A 13,032-nucleotide genomic window follows, 5' to 3' on the forward strand; every position below is an offset into this window, starting at 1 on the left:
TGGCGGCACCGGTGCGGCGCCGCCACCACGGATGCCTAGCCGCAGCTGAGTGCGCCGAACGGCGCCTCAAACTCCTCGGTTACCGGCTGGCCGTTGACGGTTCCGGTGGCCTTCACCGTCGCGATCCCGGCCTGCACCGTCCTGGCGCGGGTGTTGAACGCCTGGTAGGCGGCCTTCCCGGGCGCGACGTTGGCCACCGTGCGCGACCCGTACGGCGTGACCAGCTCGATGGTGAGCGGCACGTCCTCGGCGTTGCGAGCGTTGACCGAGACATAGACATTGGTGCCGGTGCACTGTGTGCGTGCCTGCACCTCGACGTCCCACGCCGGGGTCTCCGGCGGGTCGCCCACGGTGAGCGTCAGCGTGGTCCGCGTGGCACCCGCCTCACTGACGTAGTAGGGCAGGATCAGGTCACCGATGATGGTGTAGCGACCGGGGGTGTTGACGATGTTCTCGTCGAAGTCCCAGTCGACACCGATGGCCTGGTTGTCCCGGGAGCCGTCGTTGTAGGAGACCTCCACCTTGTTCGGCAGGTAGGGCAGCTCGCCCACCTCGACGGCCTGCTCGAACGCCTCGGCGCCCTGGATCGAGATGCCGCCCGGGGACATCTCGGGCCGCACGTAGATGCGGGCCTCGGCGATCTGGCCGTACGCGTCGTTCGTGCCGTAGACCACGAACGGGTCCACGTTGGGCTCCGCGACCATCGCTGGCGTGATCTCCTGCCAGTTGAACGCGACGGTGCCGCGAGCGCCGCTGGCGTAGATCGCGTCGAGCGTGCTCGGCAGGGCGGGCACCTGGCCCACGCCGGTCCGGATGAGCACCGGCGAGCGCACCGAGTTGACGGTCTCGCCGTTGGCGCGCCAGCGCAGCACGCCCGTGCCGGCACCGCCATCCATCAGGCCCCAGATGCGGATGCGCAGGTAGCTGGTTGTGACGGGTTCGAAGTCGAAGTGGTTGTAGGTGTTGGTGGTGAGCCCAGCGGCGTACGTCGAGCCCTTGGTGAGGGTGACCGGCGTCCAGGTGGTGCCGTTCTCGGAACTCTCGATCGCGTACGTCGTGGCGGTGGGCCGACGGGTGCCGCCGTTGTCGTCGTACCAGTAGATGTCGGTCGACGACAGCCGCACCGGTGCGGTCCACCGGTACTGGAGCCACGCGGCACGCTCGATGCTGGTGCCGTTCTGCGTCTGGCCCCAGTTGCCCCAGCCGTTTCCGGCACCCGGGTTGGAGCTGTTCGGGGTGCTGCTCTCGTTGACCCGCTGGTGGTTCTCCCACGACGAGGTCCCACTGGTGCTGATCGTCGCCGAGGAGCCGAACTCCGCGACGACCTCCCGCTTGGCGAGGGTCGCCGCCACGGTCGCCTCCGACCGCTTCTCGCCATCAGTGGCGAAGAGCCGGAACACGTAGTCACCCTCGATCGTGCCGGTCACCCGGGTCGCCAGCGCCTTCGCGTCGGAGAAGATGACGCCCGCGCCCTGCGGCGCCGAGACGGTCTCCCAGCCGAAGGTGAGCTCGCTGTCGTAGGGGACGCCGTCGTCGGACGCCGTGCCGACCAGCCTGGTGGACAGGTTGCCGTCCGCCGAGCCGTCGCGGGTGGCGGTGACCGCGGGTGCCTGGTTCGAGACCTCCGGTACGTCACGCCCCGAGTCGAACGCCTGGATCTCGGAGATCGCCGTGAAGAAGGTCGGGTTGTTCGTGAAGGCGATGCGCAGCTTGTTCGACGTCACGGTGTCGAACAACGCCTCGTTGAACTTCGCCGACGGGACGGTCGGGCTCTTGAACTGGCCCGGTACCTCCTTCCACCCTCCGTTGCCGTCGGGCACCTGGACCCACCAGCGCGCGGGCTCGCGGTAGCCACCGGCTTGACGGTCGCTGACGAAGAACACCTTCACGTTGTCGAAGGACTTGGCCGAACCCAGGTCGAGCTCGACGTAGCCGTTCTTGTCAGCGGTGCCGTAGTTGCCCCAGTACGGCTCGTTGGCGGTGACGCCGTCGGTCACGGCCGCCAGCGACACCGGCCGCTCGGTCTCCTTGATGGCGCCGGGCGTGTAGTTCATCGAGGTGGTGCTCCAGCCCGGCGTGTGGAACTGCCGCCACGGCGTCGGCCGCACACCCTGCTGGGTGTACGACGAGCTGAGGTTGGCGCCCGCCGTCAGGTTCGGCGCGTCCTCGGTGAGGTCGATGCCGGCCGTCTTGAGGTACGAGACGACGCGGTCGTCCTGGATCGGGGCGTCGACCGCGCTCGGGAAGTTGGCCCCGGTCGTCGCGGTGAAGGTGACGGTGAGGCCGTCCTCGGCCTGGACCTGGTTGGTGCCCGGGTCGTAGGTGAACTTGCCGACCTTGTCGGTGCTGACCTTCTTCTCGCCGTTCAGGAACAGGCTGTAGCCGGCGCCCAGGCCGTACTTGCTGCCGTCGGGGTCCCAGACGATGGTGACGTCCTGCCCGTGGTAGCGAAGGTTGTTGGCCATGAAGTGTTCGTAGCCGAACGTGATCGGCGACAGCTCGATCTTGTCGTCGGAGCGCGGCTGCAGGCCCGCCATGTCCTCGACGAAGATGTAGTTCATGTTGCCGAGCATGATGTGGTTCGGGTTGTTGCGGTTGTAGGTCTTCGCGGTCGCGTTCCAGTTGGAGTAGTACTCCGCCTGGTTCGCGACCCGCATGTCCGCACCCGGGTAGATGCTCCAGGCCATCCAGTCCAGCAGCCGCTTGGCGTACGCCGGGGTGATGTACTTCTGCTCCGGGTCGTAGTGGCGCAGCGCGGAGCGGACGCTGCGGTACTGCACGGTGAAGTTGATGTTGGAGAAGTTGTTGGAGCCGCCCACCCCGTAGGCCGACCGGTCGTACTGGTTGGCGGTGTAGAACGGGAAGATCGGGAAGTTGTCGCCGTAGGTCAGGAAGCGGAACCCGTCGACGTAGGTCTGCCACTGGTCGAACGGGATGAGGTTCTCGGCGTAGATGTCGTAGAGGTTCGACTCCTTGGCCGGGATCAGGTCACGGGCCGACTGGGGCAGCGGGTTGGGCCGGCCGTTGGAGCTGGCCGCGCTGGTGGCTCCGTGCGACGTGCCGGCCAGGAACATCCGCGTGTCGGGGCTCCACAGCCGGTCGAGGATCGCTGCGCGGATCTCGTTGGCACCGGTCGCCATCTCGTCGACCTTGGCCTGGTCGGCGCCGGCGATCTGGTAGAGCTGGCGGGCGGCGTCGAACGCGCCCCACACGTACGCCGACTCGGGTCGCTCGATCGTGCGCGCCCCGGGTGCGCCGGCGTTGGTCTTCGGGTAGCCGAAGGTGATGGCGTCGGCGTCGTTGCCCGGCATGTAGTTGGTGTCGTACGCGATGAGCTTGTCGTCGTTGCCGTCGTAGTGCTCAAGCTGGCCGACGCCGTCGCCCTCAAAGTAGTGCGCGAACTTCCCGGCGATCTCCTTGCCACCGCCGTGCACGTTGTAGGCCTCGAGCCCCGCCGTGCCGAGGTACTGCGAGTAGTGGTTGTTCCAGCTCGTGTGCCCCGGGCTGTCCAGGAAGGCCGAGGAGCCGGACAGCTCGCCGATGTTGAGGATCTGGCCGTACGGCAGGTAGGGCGTGCGCAGCCACTTGGTGTCCTGCAGGTGCATCGGCTGGGTCAGCGCCACGGCGTTCTGGTAGAGGTTCACCCCCTCGATCGTCGTCGGGTACTGGTAGACGTGACCGGATGCGTTCGCGTCGAGGCTGTTGTACCGCTCGCCCCACCAGCGGTAGACGATGGCCTTCTCCAGGGCGGGGTCGGGCAGGTCGATGTAGGGGACGTCCTGTGCCCAGCGGCGGTTGAACGCGGTGATGCCGGTACGCACGGCCGTGGCCGCCGACATGCCGGCGTACTCCTGGTAGCTCTCGACCGTCTTGGTCAGCGTGGCCGAGGAGACGGCGCCGACGACCGACAGCGACAGCGAGCCGTCCGCGGGCACGGTGATCTCACGGTCCAGGTTTGTGCCGGTACGGCTGAAACCGGCACCGGTGAGGTCGATCTTGATCGAGTTCCACGCGGTGTCGACGAGTCCGTTGTTGGCGCCGCTGGTGATGGTGCGCGTGCCGGTGAGCGCCGCCGTGCCCGTTCCGGCCTGGGTGGCCAGCGGGGAAGCGGCGCGGACGGTGAAGGTCGCCGGCGAGCCGCCGGGGTTCTTGAAGTCGATGGCGGTGACCGCGACGTTGTCGTCGGTGATGAACTTGGTCAGGTCGGCGGTGACGCCGGTGGTCCCGATCGTGTACCGGCTCTTGGCGTGGCTCGGCGCGTTGAACCGGTTCGCGTTGACCTCGGTGACGGTCTGCCCCGGCACCGTGACGGTGTACAGGTTGCCGAGGTTGTTGGGGCCGCCGACGTAGGCGCTGCCGGCGAAGCCCATGGTGGTGAAGTTGTTGTTGCTCGCGCCGCGCATGTACAGGGATCGGCCTCGGGTCATCAGGACCGCTGACCCGAGTGTCCCGTGGACACCCAGAATGCGGTCGAGGTAGTAGTCCGTGCCGCCAGCGGCGAGATCCTTCTCGAAGATCGACTGGTGCATGTTCCCCGCGGTGAACGGCACACCGGGCATGAGCTGGTTGGCGACGTCGCCGACGTTGCTGTAGGCCGGGTCGCCGATGTCCATGGCATGGCTCTGCCCGTCGGTGTAAACCCCGACGTCGCCCTCGTTGCCGGGCAAAATCGGGCTGGCGGCGTTGGCTGGGGATGGCACACCCACAGCCCCTCCGACCACCAGCGCGGCCAGGGCGGCCCATAGGGGCACCCTCCGCACGCGTCCATGGATCATGTTCTTTCCTCCTTGTTGTCGGTGCGGCCGAACGGGTGGAGCGTTAGCGCTAACATCGGGCCTGCCCTTCAGCCCATGACGTCCGGGTCAGCGGTCCATGGGCAGCCAGACGCGCATCGTCGAGGGCCCGCGATTGGCCCAGGCGTGGTACTCCACCAGCGCCACCTCGTCGAGTACCTCGCCGACGATCGGCGCCGCCCCGGCCGCGTCGGGTCGGTAGGGCCAGCCGTGGTCCTGCGGGTGCACGCGCCGGCAGCGCACCGTGACCCGGCCATCGACCAGGCGGGGCGGCTGGCTGGTGTCGACGCGAAGCTCATCGACGGAATCGACGCCGGGTACGTCCACCGACTCCAGGGCGAACACCAGAGGGCCGCGCTCCACCGCGACGCAGCCACGGACCGAGTCGATCCGCGCGTCCGGGTAGGTGAACCGGGGTGCCATCGGCAGCGACAGGACAACCTCGTCGCCTCGTCGCCACGTCCGATTCTCGGTGACGAAGCCGGGACCGACCGGGCGGCTGTCTCCGTCGATGGTCACCGTCGCACCCTGGGCCGCCCAACCGGGCACGCGCAACGAGAGCGACCAGGGACGGTCATCGTCGCTGTCGATCCGTACGCGGATCTGCCCATCGTGGGGGTAGTCGGTCGCAATGCTCACGCACAGGTCACGCCCGTCGGCGAGGCGGTGCTCGACGGTGCCGGGCATGTACTGGTGGAGTTGGAGGCCCTCGTCGTCGGACGTGGCGATGTACGCCGTCAGGCTGGCCAGGGTACGGGCGACGTTGGTCGGGCAGCAGGAAACCTCGAACCAGGGTGCCCGCAGCGAGGCCGCCGCGCGAAGGCTGGGCCGGTCGGCGTCGGGAAGGGTGCCGAGCTCACGCCGGTGCAGCGTGTTGGTGTAGAAGAAGCTCCGCCCGTCGGCCGACGGCGAGGTCGACACCACATTGAACAGCGTCCGCTCGATGAGGTCGGCGTACCGGGGGTCGCCGTCGGCCAGCAGCAACCGCCACGCGAGCATCACCGAGCCGACCCCGGCGCAGGTCTCGGAGTACGCGCGGTCGGGGGCCAGCAACCAGTCCTCGCCGAAGGCTTCATCCTGGTGGCGGGAGCCCTGACCGCCGGTGACGTACGTGCGCCGGGCCACCGCGTTCTTCCACTGGTTGCGTACCGCCTCCAGCAGGCTGGCGTCTTTCAGCTCGACCGCGACGTCGGTGGCGCCGGCGGCAAGGTAGTTCGCCCGCACCGCGTGCCCGCGCAGGACTGTCGCCTGCCGCACGGGAAGCTCGTCCTGGAAGTACTCGCGACCGTACTCCACATCGCTGAGCCGGCCATGGCCCCGCCGGTCGACGAAGAGAGCGGCCTGGGTCAGGTAGCGGTCGTCACCGGTGACCCGGGCGAACTCCACCAGCGCGGGCTCGATCTCCGGATGTCCGCAGAGGCCGTCGATGCCGTCCGGCCCGAACGTTTCGCACACGTTGTCGGCGGCACGGCGGGCGATGTCGAGCAGCCCGTCGTCCGCGCCCGGACGCGTTCGCGCGCGGGCGACCGCGGCTTGCAGAAGGTGACCGATGCAGTAGAGCTCGTGACCCCATTCGAGGTCGGACCACCGCGGTGCCTGGCCTGGGCGACCGAACCTGGTGTTGAGGTAGCCGTCGGACTCCTGTGCCGCGGCCACCCGGCGCACGATGGCCCGAAATCTCGTCTCGAGCTCCGCATCGCCGGTCCGGCCGATCTCCCACGCCATTGCTTCGAGGAACTTGTAGATCTCCGAATCGGAGAACTCGCGTCCACGGCGTTCGCGCGAAAGGTCGCCCTGCACGGCGAGGTCGAAGTTTCGAATCCAGCCTTCCCGCTCAAGCCAGTGCTCGATGTGCTCGAGGGTCGCGACGCCGTTGATTGATTGACGCTCAGCCCAGAATCCGCCCGTGATCCGGACTTTGTCCAGCCCGACGGGCCGCAGACGGCCACGAATCGGCAGGACAGGGGCGGCCGCAGGTACGGTGCCGCTCATGGTCATCCCTTCATCGCGCCGGACATGAAGCCGCGCACGTAGTGTCGTTGAAGCAGCAGGAACAGCACGATGCACGGAAGGGCGAGAACGACGACGCCCGCTTCAGTAGCCCCGTAGTCGACGACACCTTGAACCTGGCCCCGCAGATTGGAAACAGCGAGCGGAAGTGTCATGCGCTCGGTGTCGTTGATGAGGATCAGCGGCGCCATGAAGTCGTTCCACGCGGCGAGGAATGCGAACAGCCCCACGGTGATCAGGCCCGGCTTCACGGCGGGTAACAGCACTCGCCACAGGGCGCTGAACGACGAGCACCCGTCGACCATCGCGGCCTCGTCCAGCTCGCGCGGCACCGCTTCGAAGGAGATGCGCATCAGAAAGGTGGAGAACGGCAGTTGGAACATCGTGAGGACCAGGGCCACGCCGACGAGGGAATTCTCCAGTCTCACCTGGTTCAGCAGCACATAGAGCGGGATGAGCAACGTCGCGTACGGGACCATGAGGATGGCGAGCGTCACCAGGAACAGGATGTTCTTGCCCGGGAAGCGGAACCGCGCGAACGCGTAACCGCCGAACAGGGAGATCAGCAGCGTCAGGGTGACGGTGAGCAGGGAGACGAAGGTCGAGTTCGCGAGGTAGCGCCAGATGCCGGCCTGGTAGTTGGCCAGCGTCTCGTAGTTGCCGAATCCCCAACCATCGACCTGGTTCGTGCCGGCCTGCGGGCCGACCGAGGCGACCGCCGTCCAGAGCAGCGGAGCCAGGAAGATCAATCCCACCGATCCGGTGAACACCCAGTACGGTGTGCGCAGCACTATGCCGAAGATGGTGACGCCCTTGGTTCTGCGCCGGCTGACTGGCGCCACGGGTGACAGAGGTGGCCCTCCGGCAGTGGTTGAAGTGGAACTGGGCAGGGCGACCATCGTCGTCAATTCTCCTCGGACCGGAAGGCGCGCAACTGCAGCGCATTGATGAGGACCAGGGCCACCAGCACGATGACAGAGAGGGCCGCCGCCACACCGAGGTCGTTCTGACCTTGGAACGCCACCATGTAGATGAGCTGAACGACCGTGATCGTGCTGTTGTCCGGCCCGCCCTTCGTCAGGATGTAGAACTGCTCGAAGGCGAGCAGGGAGCCGGTCACGCAGAGCACGGTCGTCAGTGCCAGGGTCGGGCGCAGCAGCGGCAGGGTGATCTTCCGAAAGGTCTGCCAGCGGCTGGCTCCGTCCGCGCGTGCGGCCTCGTACACGTCCGCCGGTATGCCCTGCAAGCCGACCAGCATGAGCACCATGTAGAAGCCGGCGTAGCGCCACACGATGAGGAAGGTCGTCGAGAAGAGCGCCGCGTTCGGTGAACCGAGGAAGGTGACGCCCAGGCGATCCATCAAGGGCGCCAGTGGGCTCGCGTACGGCGAATAGAGCACGTAGAACAACAGGGACGCCGACGCCAGCCCGAGGGCACTGGGAATCAGAAACGACGCACGGAGCAGGTTGTTCCACCGGCTCGACTCCTGCACGAGCAGGGCCAGCCCCAACCCGAGGGCCAGCAGCAGCACGGTCGCGAGCGCCGTGTACTTGATGGTGAACACCACCGAGTCGGTGAAGAACCGGTGGTTGATCGCCTTCACAAAGTTGTCGGGAGCGTTGATCCCCTGATCGCCGGCCAACAGCGGCCATCTCGACACCGACATCTTGATGACGAGCAGCAGCGGCACAGCGAACAACGCCACCACGAACACCGCGGTCGGCGTCGCGTAGAGCCAGCCAAGCAGGGCCTGACGGCCGCGTGGGCGGGCGCGGTCCCGCATCGCCGCACTGGGCGGGCGAGACGGTGCGGTGACTCTCATGGAAACCTCTCGTTCAGTCGCGACGGGCGGTCGTTGACACGTGCAAGTCGTGTCCCGCCGCAGGCGCATGCCGGCCGACAAGGCCGTTGGACGGCACACGCCTGCGGCGAACACCTACTGCTTGAGTACGGCGTTGATCTCGCCGTTGTCCTTCTGCAGGTCGCCGCTACCGTTCAGCACCCGATTACGGACGAGGGTCAGCCAAGGGCTGTTCGGCGCGTTGAACGCCTGCTGGAAGTTCAGCGCGACGGGCGTGTCACCCTTACCAGCCGCGTCGTTGATGGTGACCAGCCGTGGGTCCTCGGCGGCGTACTTGTTGCTCGCGAGGTCGGCGCGGGAAACCACGTCCTTGTTCTTCGCCAGCACCTCGACCTGGGCGGCCTCGGACATCATCCAGCTGAGGAAGTTCCAGGCCTGCGCCGCCTTCTTCGAGTCCTTCGAGACGCCGATGCCGTCTCCGCCGACAAAGGTGGAGCCACCACCGGTCGGGCCGGGGATAGCGGCGACACCGGCGTCGAACGGGGTCGAGGAGAGCAGCGTCGCCGGGTAGAGCATCAGTCCGACCTTGCCCTCGGTGAATGCGGCAGTCCAGGTCGGACCCGTCTCGCCCGCCGAGGAGGGCAGCACGGCACCGGACTTCCACATGTCATGCCAGGTGCTGTAGACCTTCTGGGCGGTGTCGTCGCCGAGCTTGGATTCGGTGCCGTCCTCGCTCAGCACCTCACCGCCGCCCGCCCAGACGGAGGGGAACCAGGTGAAGACGAGGCAGCCGCCGCAGTTCAGACCCGCCGCCGTGCCGTAGACGCCGGGCTTCTTCATGGCCTGCACCGCCTTGGCGGCGGCGGCGTATTCGTCGAGCGTTGCCGGCGCCTTCTCCGGGTCCAGCCCGGCGTCCTTGAACAGCTGCTTGTTCCAGAACAGCATCGACAGGTCCAGCACGAAGGGTAGGACGTGCTTCTTGCCGTCGAGCGTGCCGGCCGAGAGGTGCCCCTTGTTGATTGAGTCCTTGAAGCTGAGGCCGTCGATGTTCGCGCTGAGATCCTGGAACAGGCCCTGGTTCACCCAGTTCGGCACATAGACGATGTCCGCGGCGAAGAGATCCGGCAGGCCGTCCGAGCCTGCCGCCGCGCCGACCTTCGCGACGTAGTCGTCGTTGGGTACGACGGTCAGTTTGACCTTGTTCTGGTGGCTGGAGTTGTACGCCTCGACGAGCAGCTTCGCCTGCTTCTCCAGGGGGGCGCGGGTCCACAGGGTGAGCTCGCTGCCGTCGTCGACGCCGTTGGGTCCGGCCTCGGCCGCGCTCGAGCCGCCCGAGTCGTCGCCGCTGCACGCGGCCATGCCGACAGTCAGCGCCGCCACGAGGACTCCCGCCAGCGAACGAAGGGCAGTGCGTCTGCCCAAGGTTTTTCTCATGATTCCTCTCCTAGGGTTCATCGTTCGGAGGGAGCCGCCAGGCGGTCCCCGCGAGCTGAGGCTCAGACCGGATCATTGGTTCGCTCGGGTTGCTGAGACGGGGCTAGAGCCGCCGGTGGATCCGGTCCGCGTCGCCCGCGTCAGTCGCTTGCGGTGGCGTGCCGTGTTGCCGCCCTATGTGGATCGTCTGCGCCGCGCTGTCGCAGCTGACCGCTCGACGTATTGGGTTGACCCTCGACAACGCTGCTGATCGCACCGCCTCCGTGCGCGGTGCCGCGTACGTCCTCATCGCGCCTCCGCCTCCCGCCGGATCCGGCGCGGCTCGTGCGTCACGTCGTTACCGCCGCGACCGAGGTGGTGGATGTCACTCCGCCGCTAGCGTGTCGCACGAAAACGGTTTCGGCAAGATGTCGAAGCAGTAAAAACTGAACGGTCTTCGCCGATGTCCTTGCCGGCCTCAGGACGATGCCTGCGCACTTCGGTTGCCGGAAGCATGGGACCGCAAACGACTGACGGGGCCGCTGAAAAGCTTGCGAAAGGGTTTCGGCAGCCGGACGCCGACCACGGCCGGCTGCGCCGAGCGAGGTGCCGCCGGTGTCCGTCCCCCGAGTGACCGGCCGGCGGCAGAGAACGGCGTTGCACCTGGCGCGGATAGCACCATCACGGAGACGACGTGGCGAAGCTCAGCTGGAAAGTCGGCGCGCAGGGCGAACCCTGCGCGCAACCAGCACTGCGACTGTGCTCAGCCCTGACCGGGCTCGCCGGTCTGGTCCCACATCGACTTCATCTCGCCGAACGCCTGCTCCATGATCTGCACCATGGCGGCCCGGGCACGGTCGCCGTCGTGCCGCTGGATCGCCTGCGCCACGTCGGCGTGCAGCTGGAGGGCCTGCTCGTGGGGGTAGTGCGGCATCAGGTCGTAGTGGTGGCGGCCGGTGAGCACCTCCGCCACCAACTCCTGCAGCTTGACGAACATCTCGTTGCCCGAGGCGGCCAGCACCCGCCGGTGGAACTCGATGTCGAGCTGGAGGAAGCGCGCCTCGTCCCCGGCCTTCCCGGCGGCCCACATCTTGGCCGCCAACCCGACGAGATCGCTCGCCTCGTCGTGGTCGACCCGGCTGGCGGCCAGCCAGGCGGCGTGCGGTTCGACGGCGGTCCGCAACTCGGTGATCGAGCGCATCTGTGCCATCCGGCCGGCCGAGGCCAGTCGCCAGCGGATCACCTGCGGGTCGAAGACGTTCCAGTCGCGCGCCGGCCGGATCAGCACCCCGACCCGACGCCGGGTCTCGATGAAGCCCATGGAGGCGAGCACCCGCAGGACCTCGCGGACGACCGAGCGGGACACCCCGTAGCGGTCGACCAGCTCGTCGATGTTCAGGACGGAGCCGGGCGTCACCTGGCCACCGCAGATGGCGGTGCCGAGGTGGTCGAGAACTTGCGCGTGCAGCCCGGCCTCGGCAGGGGCCTTCTTCTGGACGGCTGCAACCCCTAATGAGGACGGGTCCACGCCATGAAGCATATCAGTTGAAGATCACCCCTTGAATAAATCCGCTTTATCGGCCTAGCATCCGGACGTTAAGCGGATGTAAACACGAGGTTCCGCCCTACCCCCGGGGCGGCGACCACGACAGAAGGAGAGATGGACGTGCGGCGTCGATCGATATTCGGAACTTCTCTGGCCGTGGTTGCCGCCATGGGCCTGTCGGCATGCGGCGGCGGTGACGACAGCGCCGCGTCGACGACGGTGCGGGTGACCCTGGCGAATCACGTGTGGACGGAGAACATCAAGAAGGCTCTGCCCGAGTTCGAGAAGCAGACCGGCCTGAAGGTCGAGATCACCCAGCTCGGCGAGGACCAGCTCTCCGACCAGTACAACGTCAAGCTGAACGCGGGCTCCAGCGACATCGACGTGATGATGTACCGCCCCCTGCAGGAGGGGAAGCTGTTCGCCAAGAACAAGTACCTCGCCGACCTGTCCGACGAGGTGAAGTCCAACAAGGACTGGGACTTCAGCGACTTCCAGGCCGGCCCGGTGACGGCCACCTCGTACGAGGACAAGGCGGTCGGCGTCCCGATCATCACCGAGCAGGAGGTCCTCTACTACCGCAAGGACCTGCTGGCCAAGGCCGGTCTGACGGCCCCGCCGAAGACCCTCGACGAGCTCAAGACGGCCGCAGCCAAGATCAAGGCCGCTGACCCGAGCATGGCGGGCTTCGTGGCCCGTACCGGCAAGTCGCCGGCGGTCACCCAGTTCTCCAGCTTCCTCTACAGCTTCGGCGGTGACTTCGTCGACAGCAGCGGCAAGTCCGCCGTCAACAGCGAGCCGGCCAAGCAGGCGTACGCCTACTACGGCGGGCTCCTCAAGGACCACGGCCCGGCAAACGTCAGCACCGACATGAGCTGGCCCGAGGCGATGGCCATCTTCACCCAGGGCAAGGCGGCGTTCTACACCGAGGCCAACTCGCTCTACAAGAACGCCACCGACCCGGCCAAGTCGAAGGTCTCCGACACCGTCGGCTTCGCGCCCTTCCCGGCCGGTCCCGCCGGTTCGAAGCCGTACAACATCCCCTCCTGGGCGCTGGGCATCAACGACAACTCCGAGAACCAGAGCAACGCCTGGAAGTTCGTCGAGTGGGCGACCAGCAAGGAGCAGACGCTCGCGCAGCAGAAGTCCGGCGTGCCGGGCGCGCGTACCTCGGTCTGGGCCAACCCGGAGGGCACGGCGACGTACCCGAAGGACCTCGTCGAGGCCATCGCGGCCAGCACCAAGGAGGGCGTGGGTCACGACCGCCCGCTGGTCAACAAGGTCGCGCAGGCGCGGGAGATCGTCGGCCAGCCGATCGTCGACGCCATCGCCGGCAAGGACGCGGCGGCTGCGGCCGACACCGCCAACGAGGCGTTCCAGAAGTTCCTGGACGACGAGGCCAAGTAAGCCTGGCGCGGGGGTGGCGGGGCCGAGCGGCTCCGCCACCCCCGTCCGGCCCGCCCACCCCG

7 protein-coding genes are annotated in these 13,032 nt (G+C 67.4%); 1 reads left to right on the plus strand and 6 read right to left on the minus strand.

Annotated elements, in window-relative coordinates; all coding sequences use genetic code 11:
- Positions 1-35: 35 nt before the first annotated feature.
- The 6 genes from ACFY29_RS32690 to ACFY29_RS32715 form a co-directional block, all read right to left on the minus strand.
- Positions 36-4,775 carry a discoidin domain-containing protein gene (locus ACFY29_RS32690; protein ID WP_386992286.1) on the minus strand — a complete coding sequence of 1,580 codons (4,740 nt, stop codon included), beginning with the start codon at positions 4,773-4,775 and terminating at the stop codon, positions 36-38.
- 87 nt (positions 4,776-4,862) lie between these two features.
- Positions 4,863-6,785 carry a glycoside hydrolase family 127 protein gene (locus tag ACFY29_RS32695; protein WP_386992287.1) on the minus strand — a complete coding sequence of 641 codons (1,923 nt, stop codon included), beginning with the start codon at positions 6,783-6,785 and terminating at the stop codon, positions 4,863-4,865.
- A 2-nt stretch (positions 6,786-6,787) separates the two neighbouring features.
- Positions 6,788-7,645: a carbohydrate ABC transporter permease gene (locus tag ACFY29_RS32700; RefSeq protein ID WP_386992289.1), complete on the minus strand. Its 858-nt coding sequence runs from the start codon at positions 7,643-7,645 to the stop codon at positions 6,788-6,790.
- A 62-nt stretch (positions 7,646-7,707) separates the two neighbouring features.
- Positions 7,708-8,625: a carbohydrate ABC transporter permease gene (locus ACFY29_RS32705; RefSeq protein WP_386992291.1), complete on the minus strand. Its 918-nt coding sequence runs from the start codon at positions 8,623-8,625 to the stop codon at positions 7,708-7,710.
- Between the two features lie 114 nt (positions 8,626-8,739).
- The gene (locus tag ACFY29_RS32710) at positions 8,740-9,984 is read right to left on the minus strand and encodes an ABC transporter substrate-binding protein (RefSeq protein ID WP_386992293.1); all 1,245 of its coding nucleotides are present in this window, start codon (positions 9,982-9,984) and stop codon (positions 8,740-8,742) included.
- Between the two features lie 796 nt (positions 9,985-10,780).
- On the minus strand, positions 10,781-11,545 hold the full coding sequence (locus ACFY29_RS32715) for an FCD domain-containing protein (protein WP_328417676.1): 765 nt from the start codon (positions 11,543-11,545) through the stop codon (positions 10,781-10,783).
- 186 nt (positions 11,546-11,731) lie between these two features.
- Here ACFY29_RS32715 and ACFY29_RS32720 point away from each other — a divergent pair, with 186 nt between their 5' ends.
- Positions 11,732-12,970: an ABC transporter substrate-binding protein gene (locus tag ACFY29_RS32720; protein ID WP_386992296.1), complete on the plus strand. Its 1,239-nt coding sequence runs from the start codon at positions 11,732-11,734 to the stop codon at positions 12,968-12,970.
- The last annotated feature ends 62 nt before the right edge of the window (positions 12,971-13,032 follow it).

The organism is Micromonospora sp. NPDC000668, assembly GCF_042897975.1.
Classification (GTDB): domain Bacteria; phylum Actinomycetota; class Actinomycetes; order Mycobacteriales; family Micromonosporaceae; genus Micromonospora.

What these genes read in the sequence shown, in the direction of transcription:
- ACFY29_RS32690 (WP_386992286.1), bottom strand. Translation starts at nt 4,775, where the DNA reads ATGATCCATGGACGCGTGCGGAGGGTGCCCCTATGGGCCGCCCTGGCC.
- ACFY29_RS32695 (WP_386992287.1), bottom strand. Translation starts at nt 6,785, where the DNA reads ATGAGCGGCACCGTACCTGCGGCCGCCCCTGTCCTGCCGATTCGTGGC.
- ACFY29_RS32705 (WP_386992291.1), bottom strand. Translation starts at nt 8,625, where the DNA reads ATGAGAGTCACCGCACCGTCTCGCCCGCCCAGTGCGGCGATGCGGGAC.
- ACFY29_RS32720 (WP_386992296.1), top strand. Translation starts at nt 11,732, where the DNA reads ATGGGCCTGTCGGCATGCGGCGGCGGTGACGACAGCGCCGCGTCGACG.